Consider the following 24,520-nt stretch of genomic DNA (forward strand, 5'->3'; position numbering starts at 1 on the left):
GCGCCGCACCCCGCGCGATCAGCGCGCGCCGGCCCGGGCGCGCACCAGCGTTTCGGAGATGTAGGGCATCGGCGTGCCCGCGGCGTCGCGCACCACCGCGGGGCGCAGCGCTTTGGCCTGCGTGCAGATCGCCTCGGCGAGGTTGCGCTGCTCCTCGCGCTTGGGTCCGCACTGGATCACCACGCCCCGCGCGTCGACGGCCGTCACCAGCGTGACGTCCTCGCTCGCCGCGTTGCCCGGCACTCCCGCGAGCCTGACGTCCGCCGCCGGCGCCATGCGCGCCGCGGCGATTTCGGCGGTTGCGGGACCGGGGACATAGAGCCGCACCATCGTCGTCACCACGGCAAAGGCCGGGGTGCCGTCGCGCAGCCGCGCCGGGTTGTAGCGCTTGGCCGCGGCGATCGCGCAGATGTCGCGCGCAAGCGCGGAATCTCCGAGGACGGCGACGACACGGCAGGCCTGCGGCCGGCCGTCGGTGTCGACACGAAGCTCGATCGTGGCGGCGGCCGAGCGCCCGGCGGCACGCGCCTCGACGGGATATTCCGCCAGCGTCACCATTCCGGGAATGTCCGCGTCGGCCACCCCCGGCGGCGACTGGATCGCTGCGGCTGCAGCAAGGAGGGCAAAGGGGATCATCGCATCCTCGTCGGCTTCGATCCGGCAAGGCGCCGGGACGCGACGATAGGCGCGGGCTCGTCCCCGGGCAAATTGTTACATTTTCATGTCAAACATATTTCACAATCAGAGCAGGGTCCCCTGCGTCGGCGGCGGATCGTCGACGGTGACCTTGGCCATCAGCGCATCGGGAAAGCTGCACTGCAGCGCCGCCGCCGCTTCGCCGTCCGCACCGAGCCAGCGCTGCGCCTCCTCGCCCGGCCGCAGGATCACCGGCATCGCCTTGGGATGGACCGCGCCCACCACGCGGTTGGCCTCGCAGGTGAGGAAGGCGAAGCGCGGACCCTCGGGCGTCGGCCGCCACAGCCCGGCAAAGGCGAACAGCGGGTGGTCGCGCAGCGCGAACCAGTGCTTGACCTTGCGTCCGGTGACCGGGTCGGGCTCCGATGACCATTCGGAGAATTCGGTCACCGGCACCAGGCAGCGGCGCGCCGGGTCGGCGATCGCCGCGCGCCACATCGGCGAGGCGAGATTGCGCACGTTGGTGATCGGCCGCTTGACCTGGCCGAACGGCGGCCAGCCCCAGCGCATCACGTCGAGCCGCGGCGCCGACGCATCGAGCAGGACCGGTGCTTCGTGCCCGGGGTAGATCTCGTGGAACGCGGGGAGGTTGCGCCCGCCGCTCGCGACGCCGAACAGCGCGGCGATGGCTTGCGCGTTGCTGGTCATGCGATACAAGTTGCACATAGAAACCAGCCCTTCAGAACAGACCGCCGGAGAGAGACGATGGCCACCAGCCTGCGCCCCAACATCGAATGTTCGGATGCCGAATGGCAAGCCCGGCAGGAGCTCGCCGCATGCTATCGCATCTACGACCACCTCGGCTGGTCCGAATCGATCTACAACCACATCTCGCTCAAGGTTCCGGGCGAAGACGGCGCGTTCCTGATCAATCCGTTCGGCCTGCTTTATTCCGAGGTGACCGCGTCGAACCTGGTCAAGATCGACATCGACGGAAACAACATCGGCGCCTCGCAGTATCCGGTGAACAAGGCGGGCTTCACCCAGCACGCCTATTTCCACCGCCACCTGCCCTGGGCGCACGCGATCGCGCATGTCCACACCACCGCGACGATGGCGGTGTGCAGCCTGGAAGAAGGGCTGATGCCGATCAACTTCTACGCCTGCAACTTCATCGGCCAGCTCGCCTACCACGATTTCGAAGGCGTTACCGTGCGCGCCGAAGAGGGCGAGCGGCTGCTCAGCAACCTTGGCGACAAGCGCATCCTGATGTTGCGCAACCACGGCCCTGTCGTCCTCGCGCCGACGCTCCAGCAGATGTTCATCCAGCAGTGGAGCCTGCAGCGCGCCTGCGAGATCCAGCTTGCGGTGCTGTCGACCGGCGCCAAGCCGATCATCGTGCCCGACGAGGTCGTCGCGGTCCACCAGCGCGACTTGCGCGAGGTTCAGGTGCCCGGCACCCGGCCGGGCGAGACCGACTTTGCCGCCTGGGTACGCCGTATCGACCGGATCGATCGCAGCTGGCGCGACTGAGCCGCCGGATTCCCAAAGGCGACCCGTCGCGCTAGAGCGGGGCGATGGCGCAGCTCACGGTCAACAACCAGCCACTCGAGATCCGGCTCGAACCCGATACGCCGCTGCTCTGGGCGCTGCGCGATGCGGCCAACCTGACCGGCGCCAAGTATGGTTGCGGCACCGGCGAGTGCGGGGCCTGCATGGTGATCGTGGACGGACAGGCGATGCCGAGCTGCACGCTGTCGCTGGGCGAGGCCGAGGGCCGCAGCGTCACCACCATCGAGGGCCTGTCCCCCGATCGCAGCCATCCGGTGCAGCAGGCGCTGGTGGCCGAGCAGGCGATCCAGTGCGGCTTCTGCACGCCGGGCCTGGTGATGGCGGCCGCGGCGCTGCTCGCCCGCAACGCCAGTCCGACCGATGGCGACATTGCGAGCGCGATCACCAACATCTGCCGCTGCGGCACTTATCCGCGCCTCACCCGCGCGATCCAGCGCGCCGGCCGGATCCTGCGGGGCGAGGAGCCCGGCGTGCCGCTGCCTGCACCGCAGACCGCGACAACGCCGGGACTCTAGGCGATCAGAACTTCGCCCGGACGGTCAGGCGCGCGTTGAGCGGCTTGCCGGTGGTGATGTTGTTGTCGGTGTGCGCCGACGGGAAATAGTCGGTGTCGAACAGGTTCTCGACATTGAGCTGCAGCGACAGGCGGTCGTTCACGTCGAAGAACGCGGCGGTGTCGACGCGGGTCCACGCGGGCAGGCGCACCGCATTGCTGATCGTGGTGAACATCGAGGACTGGTGCGTCAGCCCGAGGCCGAGGCCGAAGCGCTTCGTCACGTCGTAGCGCGTCCAGGCCGAGGCCTGGAAATTCGGCAACTGCGCGAGCTTGCGACCAGCGGGGGCGGAAGCCGTCGCCGAGCGCACTTCGCCTTCCTGCCAGGCGAGGCCGAGGCTCGTCTGCAACTGCGGCAGGATCCGGCCGGCGAGCGACAGTTCGACGCCCTGGGCGCGGGTCCGACCGGACAGCTCGGCGAGGCCGGTCACCGGGTTGTTGAACCGCGTGTTGTCGCGGGTCAGGCGATAGACCGCCGCGGTGAAGGCGAGATTGGCGTGGAGGTCCCACTTCAGGCCCGCCTCGATGTTCTCGAACTGCTCGGGATCGAGCGTTGCCTGCGTTGCATCGAGCGAGCCGAACTGGTCGCCCGATTGCGGCAGGAAGCTGCGCGTGAAGCTGGCGTAGAGCGACATTTCCTTGCGCGGCTTGAGGATCACGCCCGCGCGCGGCGACCACTTGCGGTCGGTGCGCTTCGCGCCCACGCCATTGACCGCCCCGGCGATCTTGAACTGGTCGTAGCGCACGCCGCCGATGATCTGGAGGAACGGCGCCAGTTCGACCTGGTCCTGGAGATAGGCCGACCAGGTGTCGACCGAGCTCTCGGTCGCGCGACGGTTGGCGGTGAGGGTCGCCGCCGGGACGACGAGGTCCTTCGCCAGCGTCACCACCGCGGTCGTGCCCCCGCCTGCGAAGCTCGGATCGAAACGCAGTCCGGCGGTGTCCTGCTTCGATACTTCAAAGCCGGCGAGCAGCGTGTGGCCGATCGGGCCGGTACGGCCTTCCCAGACGAGGTTGGTCTGGCCGATCCAGCTCTCGCGCTCGGTGGCGCTCGAGTAACCCGACAGCGTGAGGGTCTTCGTCACCGGATCGACGGCGCTCCCGGCGAAGAGGTTGCCATAGTACTTGTCGGTGTGGCTGTACTGGCCGATCACGTTGAAGGTCAGGTTGTCGGCGAGCTGGTGGTCGAGCCGGGCCTGCGCGATGTGCGCCTTGACGCGGGCGATGTTGAGCGCCTCGGACCCGAAGAAGGTGTCGTCGTAGCCCTTTAGCGGTCCTCCGTTGATCGAAGGAACGCCGCGATCGGTGGTGCGCTCGTCGTCATCGTAGTTGTACGACAGCTCGACGCGGGTGTCGGCGTCGGGCTGGAACGCGAGCGTCGGGTTCACGCCGATGAAACGGCCGTCGAAGGCCTGGCGGTGGTTGCGGAACTCCTCGTAGGTCGCGTTGAGCCGCGCGCCGAGATTGCTGCCGAGCGGCTGGTTGAGATCGCCTGCGATCGAAAACGCGCCGAAGGTGTCGACGCCTGCACTGGCCGCGCCTTTCGCCTTGTCGATGTCCGGAGTCTTGCTGACGCGATTGACGACACCGCCGCCGCCGCCGCGGCCGAACAGCAGCGCATTGGCGCCCTTGAGCACTTCGACGCGCTCGATGTTGTAGAGCGAGCGGTAGTACTGCGTGTCGTCGCGCAGGCCGTCGAGGTAGAAATCGGCGGTGGTGTTCTGGCCACGCAGGTTGACCTGGTCGCGGTGGCCCTCGCCCTGACCGAGCACCACGCCCGGGACATAGCGCAGCGCCTCGCCGAGCTGGGTGACGGCCTGGTCGTCGAGCTGCTCGCGGGTGAGCACGGCCACGCTCTGCGGCACGTCGACCAGCGGCGTCGGGGTCTTGATGGCATTGGCGTCCTCGGGACGGTAGCCATCGGCCTTGCCGGTGACGACGATCGCGACGCGGCCTTCGCTGCCGGCCACGGCTTCATCGGCATGCGCGAGCGCGGGCGTGAGGAGTGCGGTGCCTGCGAGCAGGACGGCGGTACGGATCATCAACAGTTCCCCTTTCGTCAGGGGCCGTTAATGCGAGTCGTTCTCAATCGCAAGAATAATTGCGAATCGGTCGCAGAACTTATTCGTAGGGGTGCTTGCGGCGCTTGGCGTCGCGCAGCTTGGCGAGCTCCTCCTGGATCCGCTCGCTGATCGAGCGCTTGTCCTCGCCACCGGCCTTGAAGGTGATGTCGGCGGGATCGTCGGGCTCGGCGTCCACCGGCGCGCGCGCGGCGGAGCGTCGCGGCGGCGGGTGCGGATAGCCCTCGCAAGATTCGACCTCGCGCGCGCCCTCCTCGTCGTAGAGCGTCGATGTCGCGTCGGGCGGGTCGCCGACCCCGCGGGTGGCGCAGATCTGCACGGTCTTGCTCGCCAGCGCGAACGAGACCGTCAGGTTCTCGAGACCGCAACTCCTGGGATTGCACCCGCGCACGGCGAGCTTTCCGTCCTTGCGCACGATCGGCTGCGTCGCGTGGATCTTCGGCGCGAGCTCGGCGATGGCTTCGCCCGCTTCCTGCCCGCCGACCAGTTCGTCGACCGCGGTGCGGAATTCCTCGTCCTCGAACAGTGTCTTGCCGTCGACCCGGGCATCGATCTCCTTGCCGGCATAGCGCTCGATTCCCTCGGGCTCGGCTTCCTCGACGGCGGCGCGCTCGCTTTCGCCGGCCACCGGGCCTTCGGGATTGGCGGCGAGGTGCGACAAGGTGCCCAGCCAGAACGCCAGCGCATGGGTTGCTGCCAGGCACAGCCCGACCGCGCCGCTCCGCCGCACGGCGGGCGACAGCGCCACGCTGGGCAGGCGCCGCTTGCGCGCCGGCGCGGTGTCGCCTTCCCCGGCCTGCGAGGGGGCGGCGCCACCGCTGCCACCTTCGCCGTCGCCGACGGCGTCGTCGGGTGGCGCGACGATCTCGCCCAGCAGGTCGTCCATGTCGAGCGAGGCAGGACCGGGTGCTTCTCCCCTGGCGGGGTCGGCGGCGAGCGCGGCGCCATCGTCGCCCGCGCCTGCGGCGCCCAAACTCTCGACCGCGGGTTGCGCCACCGGCGCCTGCGGCAGCTCGCCGAGGATGTCGCCGAGTAGATCGTCGTCGTCGGTCGCGACGGATTCGGCGGCAGGCGCGGGCAGGTCACCGAGAATGTCCTGCAGCGGATCGACCGCCGCGGGCGTCTGCGCCGGCGGGACGCCCGGGCCGGGGAGTTCGCCAAGAATATCGTCGAGCGGGTCGGCTTCCACCGGCGCCGCGGAGGGAAGCTCGGCGAGGATGTCGTCCAGCAGATCGGTCTCGACCGGCGCAGCGGTGGGAAGCTCCGCCAGGATGTCCTCCAACGGATCGGTCTCGACCGGCGCCGCAGGGGATAGCTCCGCCAGGATGTCGTCCAGCGGATCGGTCTCGACCGGCGCCGCAGGGGGAAGCTCCGCCAGAATGTCCTCCAGCGGATCGACCTCGACCGGTGCAGCAGCGGGAAGCTCCGCCAGAATGTCCTCCAGCGGATCGACCTCGACCGGCGCAGCGGGGGATAGCTCCGCCAGGATATCGTCCAGCGGATCGACCTCGACCGGCGCCGCAGCGGGAAGCTCCGCCAGGATGTCCTCCAGCGGATCGACCTCGGGCGCCGAGGGCAGGGCGTCGGCAGGCGGGGCCTCGGCAGGAGGCGCGGCGGCAGGCGGTTCGGCGGCCCCGAGATCGCCCAGCAGGTCGTCGAGGTCGAACCCTGCAGGCTTGCTCGCGGGCGGGTCGGGTTCGACCGTTGCTGCCGCGAAAAGGTCGACCGGATCGGCAGCGGCTTCCCCGGCCGCCGCCACGGCGGGCATGGCCTGCTTGACCGGCATGGCCGAGAGGGGCGGCACCGGTGGCAGTTCGACCGCCCGCGGCTTGCGCCTGCGCGACGGTTCGCCTTTCACGCCTGCCGCTTGCGGTGTCCGTGCCATCCTGCCTTGTGCGCCCGTCCGGTTGACTGCCTTGCGCCCGAGCGGGCGTGGGCTGCATCAACCACGAAGATGGCGAAGGCCGGGTGGAGCGACCCCTACGGGTTAATCCGCATCGGCCGCCGAACGCTCCGTAACCTGCCGAAGCAGGGCGCCGGGATCAGAACGGAAGCGCCTTGCCCGCGAGGATCAGCGCCGCGGCGCAGCTCAGCACGAAGGCGCTGCGCACACGGTCGGAGACGGCGATGGCCGGAACGGTACGAAGGGCGAGCGCGTGGACCATGCCTGCGGGCATGCACCCACGCGCGTTAACGCCGCGTAAAAATCACTCGCGCTCGCCGAGCCATTCGTACAGCGCGCCGAGGCAGTCGCGCGCGAGCAGCTTCGAGCGTTCGGGGCTCCACCCTTGCGCCGCGCAGGGCAGGTCGTCGTTGTCCTTGAAGGGCATCTCGAGCGTCATCGACACCGCGCCGAAGCGCTCGGCAAGCTGATTGGTCGACATCGCGAGGTTGGCCGTGCCGGGCCGCGCCTCGGGATAGCCGTGCCGCGTCTGGAAGTCGGGCGTGCGCCGCGCGAGGATCGCGCGATAGCGGCGATACCCCTCGCCCAGCGTCTCGGTCCAGCCCGGGATTCCCTCGAACCCTGCGAGGAATACGTGGGGGATGGCCTCGTCGCCGTGGACGTCCATCGCGAAGTCGACCCCGGTCGCCTTCATCGCCTCGAGCACGCAGAGCACTTCGGGCGAGCGCTCCGCCGTCGGATCGGCCCATTCGCGGTTGAGATTCACGCCCGCAGCATTGGTGCGCAAGTGTCCGCGCACCGAGCCGTCGGGGTTCATGTTGGGCACGACGTGGAAGGTGCAGCGGCGGCGCAGCGCGCGCCCGTGCGGGTCGGCGGGATCGGTCAGCAGGTCGAGCGCGCCTTCCATCCACCATTCCGCCATCGATTCGCCCGGATGCTGGCGGGCATAGAGCCAGACCTGCACCGGTCCCTCCCCCAGTTCGAGGCAGTCGATCGGGCGTCCGTCGAGGCTGCGGCCGAGAACCCGGTGCGTCACGCCTTCCCCTTGCGCGGCCTGCGCCACGAGGTCGGCATGGCGCTCGAGCGAATAGGGGGCGAAATAGGCGAACCAGGCGGGGCCGACGGGCGTGTGGCGGATCGTCAGCGTGCCGCCGTCCTCGGCCGGGTCGTACGCGGTCTCGGCGCGGCCCCAGAACTCGCGATCCTCGCTCACCACCGCGCGATAGCCGGGCCAGCCGCCGGGATAGGCCGAGGCGCCGAGCCCGGTGATGCGCAAGGTCAGCGCGCGGCCTTCGGCGCCCGACACCCGGAAGTGGAACCACTGGAAGAAGTCCGACTGGTGGTCCTTGCGGATCGCCAGCGTCGCGGTGTCGCCGTCGATGGACAGGACCTCGATGTTCCCGCTGTCGAAAGCGGCGTCGATGTGAAGCGTCATTTCACCCTGATAGTATCGCCCGAGCGCCCGGGAAAGCCTTCGAACAGCGCATGCGCCATGCGGCGCGAGAGAAGCTCGGTCCGCCCGGTCGCCGCCCCGGCCTTCTCGGCGGCTTCGGCCCGGCCTTCCCAGAGCGCGCGGCCACTGGCGCGGTCGCGGATCACCACGCCGAGCAGGGTGTGGACCATGTCCTTCGGTCCGCCGCCGAGGTTGAACCCGACGCCCAGACCCACCCCGCTGTTCCAGCCGCCGGTCGAACCGCCGACGCCGACCGAGACCGGTCCGCGCGCGCGGTCGTGCCGCACGGTCTCCTGCTCGAGCCGGACCTCGACCACGCGGTCCGCCGCGCCCGCGGTGGCGAAGCCCCAGCCCTGCGCGCCAAGCTCGCGCGCCACCGCCTCGATCCACGGCGCCGCCTGGAGCGACTGCGGGTCGGTCCCCGCAGCGCCGGTGACGAAGACCGCGCCGCGGCCGAGCAGCGCGATCGTCTCGGGCGTGTGGAAGCGCGTCACCTCGACCGGCGCGGCGGTCGCGGGGGCGGCGCACGCCAGCGCGAGGGTCAAGGCAAGGGCGGGCGACGGCAGGCGGGGCATGGTCGTGTCCTTCACGAATTGATCGGGGAGGATATGGCGCTCATCGCCCCGCCTGCAATGTCATTGGCTAGCGGTGACGACCTGGCCTTCGGGAAACTTCGCGAACAGCGCCGAGGCGAGGCGCCCGGCCACCGCGCCGTTGTCCAGGCCGTCGTCGCCTTCGCGGTTCTGCGCCTCGGCGTGACCCTCCCACAGCGTCGCGCCGCTCGCCTTGTCGCGGATGCGCACGTCGAGCCGGGTCTCGACGATCGCCTTGCGCGGCTTCGACAGATCGACGTTGAGCGCGAGCCCGTAGCCGCTGCCGCGATTCGAGATGGTGGTGCTCATCGCGCCGCTGATCGGCCGGTGCGGCGCTTCGGCGGGGACCACCGTGCGATGGCTGACGCCGACCTGCACCACCTGGCCCGGGTCCTGCGCGGTCGCGGTGTCGTAGCCCTTGCGCGCCAGTTCGTCGACGACCGCCGCTTCGTAGACCGGCAGCTTCCAGTCGGCATCGCCGGCCTCCTCACCGCCCGACAGCGCGGCGACGACGATCCGGCCGCGGCCCAGACGATCGCCAGCATCGGCGGCGCGGAAGGCGGTCACCTCGACGCGCTTGGCCGGTTCGGCCGCCTGCCGCTCGCCCTGCCCGAGCCGGTCGGCGCGGTCCCAGCGCGATCCCATCGGGCCGTCGCCCGGAAAGGGCTGGGCGCCGGCGAGCCCGGGCGTCGCGAGCGCGGGGATGGCCGCGGAGACGGCAAGGACTGCGGAGAGAATTGCGCGGCTGGTCATGGCTGGCGGTTTCCGGTTGGTGTGAAGCGATCCCGACATCGCCCGTGCCCCGCGCGCGCTGTCATTGCCATGAACGCGCGTCGGCCGCGGGTCCCTTCGCCGCTTTCACCCGCCCTTTATGCTGCTAGTGCGAAGAGGCACGCGACAACCGGGGGTGATTCGCCGTGATGAAGGTTCCAGTGCTCGTGACCGGCGGGGCCGGCTATATCGGCAGCCACGCCGTGCTCGCGCTCAAGGATGCGGGCTGGCAGGTGGCGGTGATCGACAACCTGACCACCGGCTTCCGCTTCGCCATCCCCGAAGACGTCCCGCTCTACGAAGGCGACATCGAGGACGGCGATCTCCTCGCGCGGATCTTCGCCGAGCAGGGGTGCCGGGCGATCATGCACTTCGCCGGCTCGATCATCGTTCCCGAATCGGTCGAGAACCCGCTCAAGTACTACCACAACAACACCGCCAAGAGCCGCGCGCTGATCGAGGCGGCGGTGCGCGCCGGCGTCGCCCACTTCATCTTTTCCTCGACGGCGGCGACCTACGGCATCCCCGAAGTCTCGCCGGTGACCGAGGACAGCCCGCAGGCGCCGATCAACCCCTACGGCATGTCCAAGCTGATGACCGAGACGATGCTGGCCGATACCGCCCGGGCGCATCCGCTCAACTACTGCGCGCTGCGCTACTTCAACGTCGCCGGCGCCGATCCGCAGGCGCGCACCGGCCAGTCGACCGCGGGCGCGACGCACCTGATCAAGGTCGCGGTGGAGGCGGCGCTCGGCAAGCGCGACGGCGTCAGCGTGTTCGGCACCGACTACGCCACCCCCGACGGCACCGGGGTGCGCGACTATATCCACGTGTCCGACCTCGCTGCCGCGCACGTGCTGGCGCTCGAGGCGCTGATCGAACAGCCGGCGCGCTCGCTGACGATGAACTGCGGCTACGGGCGTGGGTTCTCGGTGCTCGAGGTGCTCGATGCGGTCGACCGCGTCACCAACCGCACGATCGAGCGCCGGATGGAGGGCCGCCGCGCGGGCGATCCCGATTCGCTGATCTCGGACAACAGGCGGATCAAGGCGACCCTGCCGTGGGTGCCGCGCTACGCCGATCTCGAGACGATCGTCGCCCATGCGCTGGCCTGGGAGCGCAAGCTTACCGAAATCCGCGGGCAAGGTTGACTTCGCCCGGGCTGACCGGTAATGGCGCGGCTTCAATTTTCGGCCCGGTCGCTTCGGGCAAAGGGATTCGACATGAAGATTCGCAACAGCCTGAAGTCGCTCAAGGATCGTCACCGGGACAACCGCGTGATCCGTCGTCGCGGCCGCACCTACGTCATCAACAAGACCCAGAAGCGCTTCAAGGCCCGCCAGGGCTGATTGCGGTTCGGCTCCGCCTGGCGGAGCCGGCGCAGCGCGGTCGCCTTGCTTGAAGGCACGAGGCCCTCGCCTGCCGGCGGGGGCGTTTTCGTTTGCGGGAAGGAGCGACGAGGATGGCCGAGGTCGACGCCGTGGTCTGGGACATCGGCCGGGTGCTGGTGCAGTGGGACCTCGCCCGGATCTATCGCGACGTCCTGCCCGCCCCCGCCGAGCGGGCGGCCTTCGTGCGCGAGGTGGTGAGCGAGGCCTGGCACGGCCAGCACGACGCCGGCGTGCCGTGGGCCGAGATGGTCGCGCAGCGAATCGCCGAATTCCCCCAGCATGCCGCGCTGATCGAACGCTACGTGACGCACTGGCTCGATTCGGTGCCGGGGCCGATCGAGGGCACGCACCCGCTGGTCGAGCGACTGAGCGCAGCAGGCGTGCCGCAATTCTCTATCACCAACTTCGGCGCCGAGGCCTTCGCGCTGTTCCGCCCGACCTTCCCGATCCTCGACCACTTCGGCGACATCGTCGTATCGGGCGCCGAAAAGCTGGTGAAGCCGGACCCGGCGATCTTCGAACTCGCCGCGCGCCGCTTCGGTCATCCGCCGCAGGCGATGCTGTTCATCGACGACAACGCCGCCAATATCGCGGCGGCTGCCGAACTCGGCTGGCAGGTGCACCACTTCACCGGCGATGCCGCCGCGCTCGAGGCGGACATGGTCCGCCTCGGCCTGCTGCGCTAGCCCCTTAGCGCAAGCCGATCACCGAGATCTGCCGGCCATAGCTCGCCTCGCCGCGGTGCGTCGCGCGGCGGAACGAATAGAACCGCTCTTCCTGCGCGTACGTGTCCTGCCCCAGCATCGCGACCCGGCCGATGCCGCCCGCGCGCAGGCGTTCGGCGACATAGCCTTCGAGATCGAACCAGGCGTGGCCCGGCCGGCCGGCGCGGAAGAAGCGCTGGTTGGCGGGGTCTGCCTCGCCGAAGCGGCGTTCGAAGCCTTCGTCGACCTCGTAGCTGCGCTGGGCGATGCACGGGCCGACAACCGCGGCCACGTCGGCCCGCCGCGCGCCGAGCGCTTCCATCGCGGCGAGTGTCGCGTCCGTCACCCCGCCGAGCGCGCCCTTCCACCCGGCATGCGCTGCGCCGACCACGCCGGCGCGCGCATCGTGGAACAGCACCGGCGCGCAATCGGCGGTGAGCACGCCGAGCAGCAGTCCCGGCCGATCGGTGACGAGCGCATCGGCATGCGGCCGCGCGCCGTCGTCCCACGGTTCGGTCACGGCGACGACGTCGGGCGAATGGACCTGGTAGCAGCACGCCAGCCGGGCGCCGGGCAGGACCGCCGCGACGACGCGCCGGCGGTTCTCCGCCGTATGCGCCGGGTCGTCCTCGGCAAAGCTGACGTTGAGCCCGGCGGCAAGCCCTTCGCTCACGCCCCCGCTGCGGCCGAGGAAGCCGTGCGCCGCCCCGGCGAGCGATTCGTGCGTCAGGGCCTCGACCGCATCGCTCACCCCTCGAGGCTCCGCGTCACCTGCTCGCGCACGTCGCGCGAGAGGTCGGGCACCGCCGCGATCCGCTCGAGCTGCGCGCGCATCAGCGCGGCGCGCTGCGGCTCGACCTTGCGCCAGCGCCCCAGCGGCGGCACGCAGCGGGCCGCGACGTTGCCGTTGATCGGGTCGAGCCGGACGATCAGGTCGGCCAGCAACCGGTAGCCTTCGCCATCCGCCGCGTGGAACGCCCCGGCGTTGGCGGCGAAGGTCATGTACAGCGCCCGCACCCGGTTGGGATTGGTCAGGGTGAAGTCGGGATGCCCGGCCAGCGCCTTGACATGCTCGATCGCCCGGGGGTGAAGCGAGCCGGCCTGGAGCGAGAACCACTTGTCGATCACCAGCATGTTGCCGGCGAAGCGGTCGTGGAAGTCGGCCAGCGCGGCCGCGCGCTCGGGCGCCTCGAGCCCGCACAGCACCATCAGCGCGCCCTGGCGGTCAGTCATGTTGTCGGCGGCATCGTATTGGCGCTTGGCACGCGCGGCGGCGTCCGCGGGGTCGGCCGCGGCGAGGAACACCAGCGCCAGCGTCTTGAGCTTGCGCGCACCGCGCGATTCGGCCGAGAGTCCGTAGGCGACCGCGCTGCAACGGTCGTGGAGCGCCCGCCACTGCGCACCGAGCGCCGCGCCGAGCCACGCCTTCAGCGCCTCGCGCTCGTCGTGCACCCGGCTCGGGTCGACCGCCGGGATCTGCTCGGCGAGATAGGCCTCGCCCGGCAGGATCAGCAGCTCGCCGCGCATCAGGTCGTCGAGCGCCGGATCGGCCAGCACCGCGGCAATCGCATCGCCGATCGCGCGACGGCCCGCGTCGCGCTCGCTCTCGCCGAGCCGGCCTTCGACCGCGGCGACGAGGTGCTGGACGACGAGCTGCTGCATCGCCTCGTAGCGCGCGAAGGGATCGTCGTCGTGCTTGGCAAGGAACAGCAGGTCGGCGCTCGATGCCGGCGAGCTGATCGCGACCGGCGCCGAGAAGCCCCGGTTGATCGAGAGCACCGGCGGCTCGGCAAAGCCGTCGAAGGTCCAGCTCTGCTCGGTTTCGGTCAGCACCAGCAGTTCCTCGCCGCGATGCGTGCCGCTGGTGCGGTCGAACAGCGCGGCGCGCAGCGGGATCACCATCGGCAGCTTGTCGGGCTGGCCGGGCGTGGGCGGCACGGTCTGGCGCAGGGTCACCCTGGCCGTCCCGCCCGCGTGGGTGAGCGACACTTCGACGCGCGGCGTGCCGGCCTGCGCATACCAGCGGCGGAACTGGGCGAGATCGAGCCCGGCGCCATCCTCGATCGCGCGGACGAAGTCCTCGCAGGTGGCGGCCTCGCCGTCGTGGCGCTCGAAATAGAGGTCGGTGCCCTTGCGGAAGCGCTCGAGCCCGGCCAGCACGGTCATCATGCGGATCACCTCGGCGCCCTTGTTGTAGACCGTCGCGGTGTAGAAGTTGCTGATTTCCTGATAGGAGTCCGGCCGGATCGGATGCGCCAGCGGACCCGAATCCTCGGGGAACTGGGCCGCGCGCAGGATTCGCACGTCCTCGATCCGCTTGACCGGCGCGCTGCCCATCGCCGCGCTGAACTGCTGGTCGCGCAGCACGGTGAAGCCTTCCTTGAGGCTGAGCTGGAACCAGTCCCGGCAGGTCACCCGGTTGCCCGACCAGTTGTGGAAATATTCGTGCGCGACCACGCTTTCGATCGCGTCGTAGTCCGCATCGGTCGCGGTCTCGGGATCGGCGAGGATGTAGCGGGTGTTGAAGATGTTGAGGCCCTTGTTCTCCATCGCGCCGGCGTTGAAGTCGGACACCGCGACGATGTTGAACAGGTCGAGGTCATATTCGCGGCCATAGGCCTCCTCGTCCCACTTCATCGAGGCGATCAGGCTGCGCATGGCGTGGCCGGTCCGCGTCTCGTCGCCCTGGCGCACCCAGATCGCGAGATCGACCGCGCGGCCCGAACGCGTGACGAAGCGGTCGCGCGTGGCGACGAGGTCGCCGGCGACCAGCGCGAACAGGTACGAGGGCTTGGGCCAGGGATCGTGCCATTCGGCCCAGTGCGTGCCATCAGCGTTCTCGCCGCTCGCCACCGGGTTGCCGTTCGCGAGCAGCACCGGGAACGCCGCCTTGTCGCCGGCCATGCGCACCGAATAGACCGAGAGCACGTCGGGGCGGTCGGGGAAGAAGGCGATGCGGCGGAAACCTTCGGCCTCGCACTGGGTGCACAGCATGCCGCCACTCGCATAGAGGCCGGACAGCTGGGTATTGGCCGAGGGGTCGATCAGCGTCTCGATCGTGATCTCGTGGGCGGCGCCGGGCAGGTCGATCAGCAGGTCGCCCCCGTCCATCCGCCAGTCGTTGTGCGCCTGCCCGTCGACCAGCACCTCGCGCGCGGCAAGGCCGTCGCCGTTGAGCCGCAGGAGCGAGCTCGGCTCGCCGGCGGGGTTGGCCTCCACCCGGATCGTGCTGCGCACCCGCGTCGCATCGAGCGCCAGCGCGAAATCGAGCGCGATCTCGGGCACCAGCCAGGCCGGCGGGCGATAATCGGCGCGATTGATCACGCCGGGGGCGGCAGGGAGGGGCGGGCTGTTCGAAAGATCGGTCATCGTTTCCCGACTTAGGGAGCGGTTGCCGAAGGGGCAATTCGCGATAAGGTCAAATCCATGCAAAACATGCTGATTTTCGGGATGGGCTACACGGCGGCGGCATTGGCCGCCCGCCTGCGCGCGCAAGGCTGGCGCGTGACCGGCACCGGCCGCAACGGCGACCTCGACTTTGCCGACGCCGAGGCCGTCGAGGCCGCGCTGGCGCAGGCGAGCCATGTCCTCTCCTCGGTGCCGCCCGACCGCGCCGGCGGCGATCCGGTGCTCGATGCCTATGGCGCCGCGCTGCGCCGCTGGCCGGGCCGGTGGATCGGCTATCTCTCCTCGACCGGGGTCTATGGCGACGTCGGCGGGGCCTGGGTCGACGAGGCCGCGCCGATCGGGGGCGGCCGGCGCACGGCGCGGGTCGAGGCCGACCGCGCCTGGCAGGCGCTGGGCCCGCGGGTTCGCGTGTTCCGCCTGCCGGGGATCTACGGACCCGGGCGCAGCGCGCTCGAGCGCGTGGCCGAGGGCCGCGCCCACCGCATCGCCCTGCCCGAGCAGGTGTTCAGCCGGGTCCACGTCGCCGACATCGTCTCGGGCGTGGTCGCCGCGCTTTCGGGTCCGCCGGGCGTCTACAACCTCGCCGACGACGCGCCGTCGAGCCAGAACGCGGTGATCGAGGAAGCCGCGCGGCTGCTGGGCCGCGTCCCGCCGCCGCTGCAGACGCTGGAGGAGGCGCAACTCTCGCCGATGGCGCTCGCCTTCTATGCGGAGAATCGGCGCGTCGCGAACGGCAAGGCCAAGCGCCTGCTCGGCTGGAGGCCCGCCTATCCCGACTACCGCGAAGGCCTGCGCGCCCTCAACGCGACGACCAGCCCCGCCGCGACCAGCACCGATCCGGCGGCCGCGAGCAGCGACCATTCGTAGCCTTCGAACAGCGTGGAAAGCAGCATCGCCACGACCGGGATGATCACGCTCGAATAGGCGGCGCGGCCGGGGCCGAGATCGCGCAGCAGCCGTGCATAGATCGGGAAGGTCAGCACCGAGCCCATCAGCGCAAGGTAGGCGATCCCGCCGAAGTAGGCGGGGCGCGGCTCGAACCGCGGCGCGCCGTAGAGCGCCAGCGCGACCACGAGGTCGGCGAGCACGCCCCACAGCATCGCCCAGGCGAGCAGCGAGACCGGCGAATGGCGATGCGCTTGCGGCCCTGCCTGGAGCACGTTGGCGGCCGAGGCGCTGAGCAGCGCGACAAGGGTGAAGGCAACGCCCAGCGGCACTTGCGCGCCGGGCGGGGCCAGCCGGTATTCGTGGAGCAACAGCAGCGCGATCCCCGAGAGCGCGATGGCCGATCCCGTCAAGAAGCCGCGGGTGATGCGCTGCCCCAGGAAACGGCGCGCGAGCAGCGCGTTGGGCACCATCAGCAGCGCGAACAGCACCGCCACGATCCCCGAGGTCAGGTACTGCTCGGCGCGATAGACGAACTGGAAATTGAGGCAGAACTGCAGCACGCCGACCAGCACGGCAAGCCGCTGGCCGGCAGCGCCCAGCTTCAGCGGTTCGCCGCGCAGGCGGGCGAGCGCGAACATGCCGATGCAGGCGAGAGCAAACCGCCAGACCACCGACCAGCTCGGCGGCACGCTGCCGACCTGGTCCTTGATCACCAGCCAGGTCGAGCCCCAGACCAGCGTGATCAAGGCAAAGCCGCCGATCGCGCGCGCAGTCCACCCGTGTTCGCCCGGCGCGCTCACAGCGCGGCGATGGCGCGGGCGAGCGCGGCGACGTGCACGGGATCGCTGTTCCACGCGGTCACCAGCCGCGCCGCGCCCGGCGCCTCGGCCGGCGCGGGCCAGTCGTAGAAATCGAAGCCCTGCGAGCGCAGCGCGTCCTGTTCGGCGGGCGACAGCACGACGAAAACCTCGTTCGCCTCGACCGGCTGGATCAGCCGGTCGCCCGCCGCAGCGCCGATCTCCTGCGCCGCGGCATTGGCGGCGCGCGCATTGTCGAGCCAGAGGTCGCGCTCGAGCATCGCGAGGACTTGCGCCGCCAGATAGCGCCCCTTGGACTGCAGGTGCCCGGCCCGCTTGCGGCGGTAACGCACCACGTCGGCAAGGCCCGGCTCGAAGAACACCAGCGCCTCGGCGTTCATGCCCCCGTTCTTGACGAAGCCGAACGACAGCGCCGAAACCCCCGCCTCGCAGGTCACTTCGGCGGGCCGGCAGCCGAGGTGGGCGACGGCATTGCCGAAGCGCGCGCCGTCCATGTGCAGGCCGAGCCCGCGTTCGGCGGCGAGGCTGCCCAGCGCCGCGACCTCGCGCGGGGCATAGGCGCGACCGTACTCGCTCGCCTGGGTGATCGAGATGGCGTGCGGCTGGACCTGGTGGACGTCGGCGCGGATCGGATCGATCACCCCGCGCACGGCTTGCGGGGTCAGCTTCGCGCCTTCGCCATCGGCCAGCATCAGCTTGGCGCCGTGGGTGAAGAAGCCCGGCGCGCCGCCCTCGTCGACTTCGATGTGCGCCTCGCGGTGGCAGACCACGCCGCCGTGCGGGGGGACCATCGCGGCGAGCGCGAGGCAGTTGGCGGCAGTGCCGGTCGCCACCCACAGCGCGGTGCATTCGGTGCCGAACAGCGCCGCGAAGGCTTCGTCGAGCTTCTGGCTGAGGGCGTCGTTGTCATAGGCGGCATCGGCCTGATCAGCGTCGTGCAGCGCCTTCCAGACGCGGGGATGGACGGCGGCCGCGTTGTCGGAGAAGAATTTCATGGGATACCGCTTGGGACGCCCCGCGTTGGCGGTCAAGCATGCACGAGCAACAAGGAACCCGAGCCATGGCAGACGTCACCATCACCCATCTCGACCAGGGCGCGCGCGGCGAATACCACGCCCGGGTCGAAGGCGCCGAGGCGATCGGGCGGCTGACCTACCAGCGGCAGGGCGACGTGCTGATCGCCGACCACACGCTGGTGCCGACCGAGATCGGCGGACGCGGGGTCGCGGGCAAGCTGGTCGAGGCGCTGATCGCGGATGCGCGCAAGTTCGGCTGGAAGATCGCGCCGCAATGCAGCTACGTCGCCGCCGCGTTCCAGCGCCACCCCGAATGGGCGGACCTGCGCGCCTAGCTGGGGTTGAGCACGAGGCGGGCGTCGAGCCCGTCCTCGCGCCAGTCGATAGCGAGCGTACCCTTGCGTGCCTTGACGATGCGGTCGATCAGCGAAAGCCCCTGCCCGCCTTCACGCGCCCGCGCCTGCACCTTGCGTCGGGACTGCTCGCGCCAGCCTATCGCGATGTCGCCGGACGGCGCAGTGCGGCAGGCATCGATCTTCAAGCTGCCGCCGTGCCCGATCGCGCCATGCTTGGTCGAGTTGACGACGAGCTCGCCGACGACCAGGGCGATTGCGTCGATCGCCCGACGATCTGCTTCGAGCCCTGGTTCTATGCGAAGGGCGATTTCGCAGATTCCCACGAATGGCCGCACCAGCGCATCGAGCAGCCCGGCGATATCGCCGTTGCCCTCGGGCCCGTCGAACAGCGACTGCGCGGCGGAAAGTGCGGTGATGCGGCGCTGCATATCGCTGGCAAACGCGCCAAGGTGCTGATCGCCCCGGGCCAGGCCCTGCAGAAGGCTGCAGACCATGGCATAGCTGTTCTTCAGCCGATGGCGCATCTCGGCATTGAGGATGCGCAGCGCCTCCCGATCGGTCTCGCTCTGCGTCACATCGCGCGAGACCGAGAGGTAGCCGACCGGCTCGCCCGCTGCGTCGCGGACCATCGAGACGCTGACGTCCCACCACTTCGGCGTACCCCGCGCCGTGGGACAGAACGCCTGGAAGCGCGCGGCGCCCGTCTGTGCCGCAACATAGGACTTGCGGATCGTGTCCGATGTCTCACTGGGCCACAACGCTTCCCAGTCGCGGCCCTCGATCGTGCTGAAGTCGTCGACCTCCATCGCGCACTGGCCGTTGGGGTTCATCCACAGCAGCCGTCCGTTGCGATCGAGAAGTTTCACGCAGTCCGAACTCTGCTCCATCACGGCAGCAAGGCTTTCGGGACTGAGTGAAGCCTTCGTCAGCATTCCGCACGCCCAATCCAGAAGTCGTGGAAGAGTTTCGGGAACGGGACAATAATCGTGGGTAAGCAGCGCCGGAATATGCCGAACGTTAGGGAAATCATCCCGATCGCGCTGGAGGGAGGGGAAATGGTGCTGCTGGGGAGGATTGAACTCCCGACCTCAGCCTTACCAAGGATGCGCTCTACCACTGAGCTACAGCAGCACACCATTTCCGTCTGCCGCGCCGTGCCGGACACGCCGGCGGCGGGCAGGGGCGCGCTTTGGCGGCGAGGCCCCGCTTTGTCAAGCGCGGCCTTGCAGCAAATCCGCCGACGCGGCAAAGCAGTGGCGATGAACGAGCCAAACCCCAAGGCCGGCCGCGAGGAACGGCTCGCTGCGCGCCTGCGCGAGAACCTGCGTCGGCGCAAGGCGCAGGCCCGCGCGCTCGAAGCCGGACCCGATTCGCCCCCACCGCCCCCTGCCGAGGGCTGACTCCCTTTCCAAAGCGCCGCCCTGCGGTTAGGGGCACCCCCGAAGAGATTCATCCGTCCTTTGCAGGAGCACCGATGCCCCGCCTGATCCTGATCCGCCACGGCCAGTCGCAGTGGAACCTCGAAAACCGCTTCACCGGCTGGTGGGACGTGGACGTGACCGAGAAGGGCGCGGGCGAGGCCCTCGCGGCGGGCCGGCTGCTCAAGGACAAGGGCGTGCTGCCGACGCTGGCCTTCACCTCGCTCCAGACCCGCGCGATCAAGACCCTGCACCTCGCGCTCGAGGCGGCCGGTCGCCTGTGGATCCCCGAGGACAAGGACTGGCGCCTGAACGAGCGGCACTACGGCGGGCTGACCGGGCTCGACAAGGCCGAGACCGCCGCCAAGCACGGCGAGGACCAGGTCAAGATCTGGCGCCGCAGCTTCGACACGCCGCCGCCGCCGCTCGAGGCCGGCAGCGAATTCGATCTCTCGACCGACCCGCGCTATGCCGGGATCGCGGTGCCCGCGACCGAGAGCCTCAAGGACACCATCGCCCGCGTGCTGCCGTGCTGGGAGGAAAAGATCGCGCCCGCGCTGAAGGCCGGAGAGACGGTGATCGTTTCGGCCCACGGCAACAGCTTGCGCGCGCTGGTCAAGCACCTGTCGGGCATTTCCGACGAGGATATCACCGGGCTCGAGATCCCGACCGGCCAGCCTATCGTCTACGAACTTGACGACAACCTCGCCGAAGTCGAACGCTACTACCTGTCCGAGCGCTGAGCGCCGGACCGCCAAGGGGAAGAGGGGCATGAGCGATCGGCCTGAAGTCGCCATCGTCATGGGCAGCCAGTCCGACTGGGAGACGATGAAGAACGCCGCCGCGGTGCTCGACAAGCTCGGCGTCGCGCACGATTGCCGCATCGTTTCGGCGCACCGCACGCCCGACCGGCTGGTCGCCTTCGCCAAGGGCGCGCACCTCGAAGGGTTCAAGGTGGTGATCGCGGGCGCCGGGGGCGCTGCGCACCTGCCGGGCATGGTCGCTTCGATGACGCACCTTCCCGTGCTGGGCGTGCCGGTCGAATCGAAGGCGTTGAAGGGCATGGATTCGCTGCTCTCGATCGTCCAGATGCCCGGCGGCGTGCCCGTGGCGACGCTCGCCATCGGCGCGCCGGGGGCCACCAACGCGGGCATTCTCGCGGCCTCGATCCTCGCCACCGCGGATGCCGGGCTTGCCGAGCGGCTGGTCGCGTTCCGCACGGCGCAGACCGAATCGGTCGCGGAGAAGCCTGCCTGATGATTCCCCCCGGCGAGACGATCGGCATCCTCGGCGGCGGCCAGCTCGGGCGGATGATCGCGCTCGCCGCGGCCAACCTCGGCTATCGCTGCCACGTCTATGCGCCCGAAGCGGATTCGATCGCCGCCGACGTCTGCGCCGCGTTCACGCAAGGGCACTACGACGACACCGAAAAGCTCGCCGCCTTTGCGCAAACCTGCGCGGTCGTGACCTACGAATTCGAGAACGTTGCCGCCGCCCCGCTTCAGACGGTCACCGCCCATGCGCCGCTGCATCCGCCGGCGCGCGCGCTCGAAGTGGCGCAGGACCGCGTCAACGAAAAGACCTTCGTCGAAGCGCTGGGCGGCCGCCCCGCCCCCTGGGCCAAGGTCGACAGCAAGGCCGAGCTGCTCGATGCCGTCGCCCGCATCGGCGCGCCCGGCATCCTCAAGACCCGGCGCGACGGCTACGACGGCAAGGGCCAGTGGCGGATCGGATCGGCCGAAGAGGCCGATGCGCTCGACCTGCCGACCAAGCCGCTGATCTACGAAGGGTTCGTGACCTTCGCCGCCGAGTTCTCGGTCATCCTCGCGCGCAGCGCCGACGGCGACGTGCGCTTCTGGGACAGCGCCGAGAACGTGCACAAGGCGGGCATCCTCGACCGCTCGACCGTGCCCGCCGCGCCGGTGATCCTGGCGCAGGTGGACGAGGCGCGCGCGCTGGCGCGGCAGGTGGCCGATGCACTGCATTACGTGGGCGTGCTGACGCTCGAGTTCTTCGCCACCGAGGCGGGGCCGGTGTTCAACGAGATGGCGCCGCGCGTCCACAACTCGGGCCACTGGACGATCGAGGGCGCGCTCGCCAGCCAGTTCGAGAACCACGTCCGCGCGATCTGCGGCCTGCCGCTCGGCTCGACCGCGCTGGCGGCGCGGGGCGCGGTGATGGACAACCTGATCGGCGACGATGCCCACGACTGGCCGGCGATCCTGTCCGACGAAGCCAACCATCTCCACCTCTACGGCAAGGCGGCGGTGCGCCCCGGCCGCAAGATGGGGCACGTGACGCGGCTGGTGCTGTGACCGGCGACCCCGCGGGCAAGGCGCGCACGATCGTCGCGATCGTCGCCCGTGCCGTCGACGGCACCATCGGCGACGGGGGCCGGCTCGCCTGGCACATCCCGGAAGACCTCAAGCGGTTCAAGGCGCTGACCATGGGCCTGCCGATGATCATGGGCCGCAAGACCTTCGAATCGCTTCCCGGCCTGCTGCCCGGTCGCCGCCACATCGTCCTGACCCGCGACCGCGAATGGCGCGCAGCGGGCGCGGAGGTGGTCCACGACCTCGCCGACGCGATCGGGTGCGCAGGCCCCGGCGACATCGCGGTGATCGGCGGGGCGCAGGTCTTCGCGCAGTTCGAGCCGGTCACCACCCGCATCGAGCTGACCGAGGTCCATGCCGCGTTTGCCGGCGACACGACGATGCCCTATCCCGCTGCGCCATGGCGCGAGACGAAGCGCGAGCCCCACCCGGCGCGGGACGGCCGGCCGGGCTTCGACTTCGTGACGCTGGAGAGGGGCTGAGGACATGACGATCGGGCGGCGCGTGGCGTGGGGCCTCGCATTCCTTCTCGTGCTGGCGGGCTACGTCGTGTTCGGCCTGCTCCCGGCGCTGGTCGAGCGGAGCATGAACCGCATCGACGGCAAGCCGCTGCTGCCCGTCTCCGCCCATGCCCGCGCGCTCCACGCCTCGCTGACGATCGTCGACCTCCACGCCGACACGCTGATGTGGCAGCGCAACCTTGTCGACAAGGCCGCGCAGGGCCATGTCGACCTGCCGCGGCTCGAAGCGGGCAACGTCGCGCTGCAGGTGTTCTCGAGCGTGACCAAGACGCCCAAGGGCCAGAACTACGACGCCAACGGCGCCGACAGCGACAACATCACCGCGCTGGTGGTGGCGCAGGCGCAGCCGCCGCGCACCTGGACCTCGCTCGCCGAGCGTTCGCTGTGGCATGCCTCCCGGCTCGACCGCCAGGCGGCGCAGTCGAACGGCGCGCTGCGCAAGGTCACCGACCCCGCCTCGCTCGACGCGCTGCTCGCCGCGCGCAGCGGCAACCGGCGCGTGCCGGTCGGCGCGCTGCTGTCGATCGAGGGGCTGCACGATCTCGAAGGCAAGGCGCAGAACCTCGACCGGCTCTATGCGGCCGGCTTCCGCATGGCGAGCCTGACGCACTTCTTCGACGACGAGCTGGCAGGCTCGATGCACGGCCTGAAGAAGGGCGGGCTGACCCCGTTCGGGCGGCAGATCGTGCGCGCCATGGAAGACAAGGGCATGGTGGTCGACATCGCGCACCTCAGCCACGCCGGCGTCGCCGACGTCCTTGCCATGGCGCGTCGCCCGGTGGTGTCGAGCCACGGCGGCGTGCAGGCGACCTGCAACGTCAACCGCAACCTCACCGACGACGAGATCCGCGGGCTGGCGCGCACCGGCGGCCTGGTCGGCATCGGCTACTGGGACGCGGCGGTGTGCAGCACCTCGCCCCGCGCGATCGCCCGCGCGATGCGCCACGTGCGCGACCTGGTCGGCATCGAGCATGTCGCGCTCGGCAGCGATTTCGACGGCGCCACCACCACGCGCTTCGACACCGCGCAGCTCGAACAGGTGACGCAGGCGCTGATCGACGAGGGCTTTTCCGACGACGAGATCCGCGCCCTGATGGGCGGCAATGCCGTGCGCGTCTTGCGTCAGGGCATGGTGCCGTTGCATGGCGTCGCGCGATGAGGCTCGATGCGCGCAATCCCGTTCCCGACCCCTTGCGCGGCGCGATCGTCGCGCTGGGCAATTTCGACGGCTTCCACCTCGGCCACCAGGCGGTGGTCGGCGAGGCCGTGGCCTGGGCGCGCGCCGAGGGCCGCCCGGCGATCGTGGCGACGTTCGATCCCCATCCGGTGCGCCATTTCCAGCCCGACGCCGCGCCCTTCCGCCTGACCACGCTCGACCAGCGCGAGGAGCTGTTCACCGCCGCGGGGGCTGCGGCGATGCTGGTCTTCGCCTTCGACGGCGAGCTTGCCGGGACGAGCGCCCAGGACTTCGTGGGCAAGCTGCTCGCCGAGCGCATCGGCGCGGGCGGCGTGGTGACCGGCGAGGACTTCACCTTCGGCAAGGCGCGCGGCGGCAATGTCCGCGTGCTGGCCGAGGTCGGCGCGACCTGCGGCGTGCGCGCGCGCGCGGTCGGCCCGGTGCTCGAAGGCGGCGAGGTCGTCTCCTCGAGCCGCATCCGCGAGGCGCTGCAGGCGGGCGACTGCGAGACCGCCGCGCGCCTGCTCACCCGCCCCTTCGCGGTGCGCGGGATCGTCCAGCACGGCGACAAGGTCGGGCGCCAATTGAACTTCCCCACCGCCAACCTCGACATGGGCAACTACCTGCGCCCGGCCTACGGCGTCTACGCAGTGACCGCGCGCCTGCCCGACGGCCGCGAGGTCAAGGGCGCGGCCAACATCGGCATCCGCCCGCAGTTCACGCCGCCCAAGGAATTGCTCGAGCCGCACTTCTTCGACTTTTCGGGTGACCTGTACGACCAGGAAATCGAAGTCGCGTTCCGCCACTTCCTGCGCGGCGAGGCGAAGTACGACAGCCTCGAGGCGCTGATCGCGCAGATCGGCAAGGACTGCGACGAGGCGCGCCGGCTGCTGGCATAGGCGGCTGCCGCAAGGCCCGACGACGGGCG

The 24,520-nt window shown here is 70.2% G+C and carries 27 protein-coding genes and 1 tRNA gene; 14 read left to right on the plus strand and 14 right to left on the minus strand.

The features are described from left to right. Positions 1-18 precede the first annotated feature (18 nt). Positions 19-636 carry an energy transducer TonB gene (locus K3A85_RS13105; RefSeq protein ID WP_225206971.1) on the minus strand — a complete coding sequence of 206 codons (618 nt, stop codon included), beginning with the start codon at positions 634-636 and terminating at the stop codon, positions 19-21. A 105-nt stretch (positions 637-741) separates the two neighbouring features. Next, entirely contained in the window at positions 742-1,362 is a 621-nt protein-coding gene (locus K3A85_RS13110) for an SOS response-associated peptidase (RefSeq protein ID WP_225206972.1), read from the minus strand. A 39-nt stretch (positions 1,363-1,401) separates the two neighbouring features. Between K3A85_RS13110 and K3A85_RS13115 the strand changes: the two genes are divergently transcribed. Beyond that, positions 1,402-2,169 (plus strand): class II aldolase/adducin family protein, encoded by a 768-nt coding sequence (locus K3A85_RS13115; protein WP_225206973.1) that lies wholly within the window; start codon positions 1,402-1,404, stop codon positions 2,167-2,169. A 44-nt stretch (positions 2,170-2,213) separates the two neighbouring features. Further along, entirely contained in the window at positions 2,214-2,723 is a 510-nt protein-coding gene (locus K3A85_RS13120) for a (2Fe-2S)-binding protein (protein WP_225206974.1), read from the plus strand. A 4-nt stretch (positions 2,724-2,727) separates the two neighbouring features. Here K3A85_RS13120 and K3A85_RS13125 read toward each other — a convergent pair whose 3' ends face one another. From K3A85_RS13125 to K3A85_RS13145, 6 genes are all read right to left on the minus strand, one after another. Next, positions 2,728-4,803: a TonB-dependent receptor gene (locus K3A85_RS13125; protein WP_225206975.1), complete on the minus strand. Its 2,076-nt coding sequence runs from the start codon at positions 4,801-4,803 to the stop codon at positions 2,728-2,730. 79 nt (positions 4,804-4,882) lie between these two features. Then, positions 4,883-6,700, minus strand: a complete 1,818-nt coding sequence (locus tag K3A85_RS13130; protein ID WP_225206976.1) for a hypothetical protein — start codon at positions 6,698-6,700, stop codon at positions 4,883-4,885. A gap of 184 nt (positions 6,701-6,884) precedes the next feature. Beyond that, on the minus strand, positions 6,885-7,019 hold the full coding sequence (locus tag K3A85_RS18055; protein WP_263624853.1) for a hypothetical protein: 135 nt from the start codon (positions 7,017-7,019) through the stop codon (positions 6,885-6,887). Between the two features lie 30 nt (positions 7,020-7,049). Continuing rightward, positions 7,050-8,180 (minus strand): M14 family metallopeptidase, encoded by a 1,131-nt coding sequence (locus K3A85_RS13135; RefSeq protein WP_225206977.1) that lies wholly within the window; start codon positions 8,178-8,180, stop codon positions 7,050-7,052. Next, a complete protein-coding gene (locus K3A85_RS13140) occupies positions 8,177-8,773 on the minus strand; it encodes a DUF4136 domain-containing protein (RefSeq protein WP_225206978.1) in 597 nt (198 codons plus the stop codon). Before K3A85_RS13140 ends, K3A85_RS13135 begins: the two co-directional genes overlap by 4 nt. A 60-nt stretch (positions 8,774-8,833) precedes the next feature. Further along, positions 8,834-9,544 carry a DUF4136 domain-containing protein gene (locus K3A85_RS13145; protein WP_225206979.1) on the minus strand — a complete coding sequence of 237 codons (711 nt, stop codon included), beginning with the start codon at positions 9,542-9,544 and terminating at the stop codon, positions 8,834-8,836. A 167-nt stretch (positions 9,545-9,711) separates the two neighbouring features. On the opposite strand from K3A85_RS13145, the gene galE reads away from it, so the two are divergent. The 3 genes from galE to K3A85_RS13160 all read left to right on the plus strand — a co-directional run bounded on the left by galE (position 9,712) and on the right by K3A85_RS13160 (position 11,639). Then, positions 9,712-10,713, plus strand: coding sequence for a UDP-glucose 4-epimerase GalE (gene galE / locus K3A85_RS13150; RefSeq protein WP_225207356.1), 1,002 nt, complete (start codon positions 9,712-9,714; stop codon positions 10,711-10,713). Between the two features lie 72 nt (positions 10,714-10,785). Next, a complete protein-coding gene (ykgO, locus tag K3A85_RS13155; protein ID WP_054122357.1) occupies positions 10,786-10,911 on the plus strand; it encodes a type B 50S ribosomal protein L36 in 126 nt (41 codons plus the stop codon). 113 nt (positions 10,912-11,024) lie between these two features. Then, a complete protein-coding gene (locus tag K3A85_RS13160; RefSeq protein WP_225206980.1) occupies positions 11,025-11,639 on the plus strand; it encodes an HAD family hydrolase in 615 nt (204 codons plus the stop codon). A gap of 4 nt (positions 11,640-11,643) precedes the next feature. On the opposite strand, the gene pgeF is transcribed toward K3A85_RS13160, so the two are convergent. Both pgeF and pepN read right to left on the minus strand, forming a co-directional pair. Continuing rightward, on the minus strand, positions 11,644-12,408 hold the full coding sequence (gene pgeF / locus K3A85_RS13165; RefSeq protein WP_225206981.1) for a peptidoglycan editing factor PgeF: 765 nt from the start codon (positions 12,406-12,408) through the stop codon (positions 11,644-11,646). After that, positions 12,405-15,026 (minus strand): aminopeptidase N, encoded by a 2,622-nt coding sequence (gene pepN, locus K3A85_RS13170; RefSeq protein WP_225206982.1) that lies wholly within the window; start codon positions 15,024-15,026, stop codon positions 12,405-12,407. Before pepN ends, pgeF begins: the two co-directional genes overlap by 4 nt. A gap of 57 nt (positions 15,027-15,083) precedes the next feature. On the opposite strand from pepN, the gene K3A85_RS13175 reads away from it, so the two are divergent. Continuing rightward, the gene (locus tag K3A85_RS13175) at positions 15,084-15,932 is read left to right on the plus strand and encodes a Rossmann-fold NAD(P)-binding domain-containing protein (protein ID WP_225206983.1); all 849 of its coding nucleotides are present in this window, start codon (positions 15,084-15,086) and stop codon (positions 15,930-15,932) included. On the opposite strand, the gene K3A85_RS13180 is transcribed toward K3A85_RS13175, so the two are convergent. Next, entirely contained in the window at positions 15,842-16,753 is a 912-nt protein-coding gene (locus K3A85_RS13180; RefSeq protein ID WP_225206984.1) for a DMT family transporter, read from the minus strand. The two genes, K3A85_RS13175 and K3A85_RS13180, sit on opposite strands and share 91 nt — an antisense overlap. Further along, positions 16,750-17,766, minus strand: coding sequence for a threonine aldolase family protein (locus tag K3A85_RS13185; RefSeq protein WP_225206985.1), 1,017 nt, complete (start codon positions 17,764-17,766; stop codon positions 16,750-16,752). Before K3A85_RS13185 ends, K3A85_RS13180 begins: the two co-directional genes overlap by 4 nt. Positions 17,767-17,831: 65 nt before the next feature. Between K3A85_RS13185 and K3A85_RS13190 the strand changes: the two genes are divergently transcribed. Further along, entirely contained in the window at positions 17,832-18,122 is a 291-nt protein-coding gene (locus tag K3A85_RS13190) for a GNAT family N-acetyltransferase (protein WP_225206986.1), read from the plus strand. Here K3A85_RS13190 and K3A85_RS13195 read toward each other — a convergent pair. Together K3A85_RS13195 and K3A85_RS13200 are read right to left on the minus strand one after the other, a co-directional pair. Next, positions 18,119-19,075 carry a PAS domain-containing protein gene (locus tag K3A85_RS13195; protein ID WP_225206987.1) on the minus strand — a complete coding sequence of 319 codons (957 nt, stop codon included), beginning with the start codon at positions 19,073-19,075 and terminating at the stop codon, positions 18,119-18,121. The genes K3A85_RS13190 and K3A85_RS13195 overlap by 4 nt on opposite strands. Before the next feature lie 124 nt (positions 19,076-19,199). Beyond that, positions 19,200-19,274 (minus strand) — tRNA-Thr (locus tag K3A85_RS13200). A gap of 128 nt (positions 19,275-19,402) precedes the next feature. On the opposite strand from K3A85_RS13200, the gene K3A85_RS13205 reads away from it, so the two are divergent. The 7 genes from K3A85_RS13205 to K3A85_RS13235 all read left to right on the plus strand — a co-directional run bounded on the left by K3A85_RS13205 (position 19,403) and on the right by K3A85_RS13235 (position 24,491). Beyond that, positions 19,403-19,543, plus strand: coding sequence for a hypothetical protein (locus K3A85_RS13205; RefSeq protein ID WP_225206988.1), 141 nt, complete (start codon positions 19,403-19,405; stop codon positions 19,541-19,543). Positions 19,544-19,617: 74 nt separating this feature from the next. After that, positions 19,618-20,304, plus strand: a complete 687-nt coding sequence (gene gpmA / locus K3A85_RS13210) for a 2,3-diphosphoglycerate-dependent phosphoglycerate mutase (RefSeq protein ID WP_225206989.1) — start codon at positions 19,618-19,620, stop codon at positions 20,302-20,304. A 28-nt stretch (positions 20,305-20,332) separates the two neighbouring features. After that, the gene (gene purE, locus K3A85_RS13215; protein ID WP_225206990.1) at positions 20,333-20,818 is read left to right on the plus strand and encodes a 5-(carboxyamino)imidazole ribonucleotide mutase; all 486 of its coding nucleotides are present in this window, start codon (positions 20,333-20,335) and stop codon (positions 20,816-20,818) included. Then, complete coding sequence (locus tag K3A85_RS13220; RefSeq protein ID WP_225206991.1) at positions 20,818-21,876, plus strand: 5-(carboxyamino)imidazole ribonucleotide synthase; 1,059 nt, start codon at positions 20,818-20,820, stop codon at positions 21,874-21,876. Before purE ends, K3A85_RS13220 begins: the two co-directional genes overlap by 1 nt. After that, positions 21,873-22,376 (plus strand): dihydrofolate reductase, encoded by a 504-nt coding sequence (locus K3A85_RS13225; protein ID WP_225206992.1) that lies wholly within the window; start codon positions 21,873-21,875, stop codon positions 22,374-22,376. Before K3A85_RS13220 ends, K3A85_RS13225 begins: the two co-directional genes overlap by 4 nt. Before the next feature lie 4 nt (positions 22,377-22,380). Further along, positions 22,381-23,574, plus strand: coding sequence for a dipeptidase (locus tag K3A85_RS13230; protein ID WP_225206993.1), 1,194 nt, complete (start codon positions 22,381-22,383; stop codon positions 23,572-23,574). Then, on the plus strand, positions 23,571-24,491 hold the full coding sequence (locus K3A85_RS13235; protein WP_225206994.1) for a bifunctional riboflavin kinase/FAD synthetase: 921 nt from the start codon (positions 23,571-23,573) through the stop codon (positions 24,489-24,491). Before K3A85_RS13230 ends, K3A85_RS13235 begins: the two co-directional genes overlap by 4 nt. Positions 24,492-24,520 lie beyond the last annotated feature (29 nt).

Origin of the sequence: Novosphingobium huizhouense, from assembly GCF_020179475.1 — a bacterium.
GTDB classification, from domain to species: Bacteria; Pseudomonadota; Alphaproteobacteria; order Sphingomonadales; family Sphingomonadaceae; genus Novosphingobium; species Novosphingobium huizhouense.

Bases quoted from the DNA above. Each gene is read 5' to 3' on its own strand.
- K3A85_RS13185 (WP_225206985.1), bottom strand. From the start codon at position 17,766: ATGAAATTCTTCTCCGACAACGCGGCCGCCGTCCATCCCCGCGTCTGG.
- K3A85_RS13235 (WP_225206994.1), top strand. From the start codon at position 23,571: ATGAGGCTCGATGCGCGCAATCCCGTTCCCGACCCCTTGCGCGGCGCG.
- K3A85_RS13115 (WP_225206973.1), top strand. From the start codon at position 1,402: ATGGCCACCAGCCTGCGCCCCAACATCGAATGTTCGGATGCCGAATGG.
- K3A85_RS13220 (WP_225206991.1), top strand. From the start codon at position 20,818: ATGATTCCCCCCGGCGAGACGATCGGCATCCTCGGCGGCGGCCAGCTC.
- K3A85_RS13140 (WP_225206978.1), bottom strand. From the start codon at position 8,773: ATGCCCCGCCTGCCGTCGCCCGCCCTTGCCTTGACCCTCGCGCTGGCG.
- K3A85_RS13160 (WP_225206980.1), top strand. From the start codon at position 11,025: ATGGCCGAGGTCGACGCCGTGGTCTGGGACATCGGCCGGGTGCTGGTG.
- pepN (WP_225206982.1), bottom strand. From the start codon at position 15,026: ATGACCGATCTTTCGAACAGCCCGCCCCTCCCTGCCGCCCCCGGCGTG.
- K3A85_RS13135 (WP_225206977.1), bottom strand. From the start codon at position 8,180: ATGACGCTTCACATCGACGCCGCTTTCGACAGCGGGAACATCGAGGTC.
- K3A85_RS13230 (WP_225206993.1), top strand. From the start codon at position 22,381: ATGACGATCGGGCGGCGCGTGGCGTGGGGCCTCGCATTCCTTCTCGTG.
- K3A85_RS13145 (WP_225206979.1), bottom strand. From the start codon at position 9,544: ATGACCAGCCGCGCAATTCTCTCCGCAGTCCTTGCCGTCTCCGCGGCC.
- K3A85_RS13190 (WP_225206986.1), top strand. From the start codon at position 17,832: ATGGCAGACGTCACCATCACCCATCTCGACCAGGGCGCGCGCGGCGAA.
- K3A85_RS18055 (WP_263624853.1), bottom strand. From the start codon at position 7,019: ATGCCCGCAGGCATGGTCCACGCGCTCGCCCTTCGTACCGTTCCGGCC.
- ykgO (WP_054122357.1), top strand. From the start codon at position 10,786: ATGAAGATTCGCAACAGCCTGAAGTCGCTCAAGGATCGTCACCGGGAC.
- K3A85_RS13110 (WP_225206972.1), bottom strand. From the start codon at position 1,362: ATGTGCAACTTGTATCGCATGACCAGCAACGCGCAAGCCATCGCCGCG.
- galE (WP_225207356.1), top strand. From the start codon at position 9,712: ATGAAGGTTCCAGTGCTCGTGACCGGCGGGGCCGGCTATATCGGCAGC.
- K3A85_RS13175 (WP_225206983.1), top strand. From the start codon at position 15,084: ATGCAAAACATGCTGATTTTCGGGATGGGCTACACGGCGGCGGCATTG.
- purE (WP_225206990.1), top strand. From the start codon at position 20,333: ATGAGCGATCGGCCTGAAGTCGCCATCGTCATGGGCAGCCAGTCCGAC.
- K3A85_RS13125 (WP_225206975.1), bottom strand. From the start codon at position 4,803: ATGATCCGTACCGCCGTCCTGCTCGCAGGCACCGCACTCCTCACGCCC.
- K3A85_RS13105 (WP_225206971.1), bottom strand. From the start codon at position 636: ATGATCCCCTTTGCCCTCCTTGCTGCAGCCGCAGCGATCCAGTCGCCG.
- K3A85_RS13120 (WP_225206974.1), top strand. From the start codon at position 2,214: ATGGCGCAGCTCACGGTCAACAACCAGCCACTCGAGATCCGGCTCGAA.
- K3A85_RS13205 (WP_225206988.1), top strand. From the start codon at position 19,403: ATGAACGAGCCAAACCCCAAGGCCGGCCGCGAGGAACGGCTCGCTGCG.
- gpmA (WP_225206989.1), top strand. From the start codon at position 19,618: ATGCCCCGCCTGATCCTGATCCGCCACGGCCAGTCGCAGTGGAACCTC.
- K3A85_RS13195 (WP_225206987.1), bottom strand. From the start codon at position 19,075: ATGCTGACGAAGGCTTCACTCAGTCCCGAAAGCCTTGCTGCCGTGATG.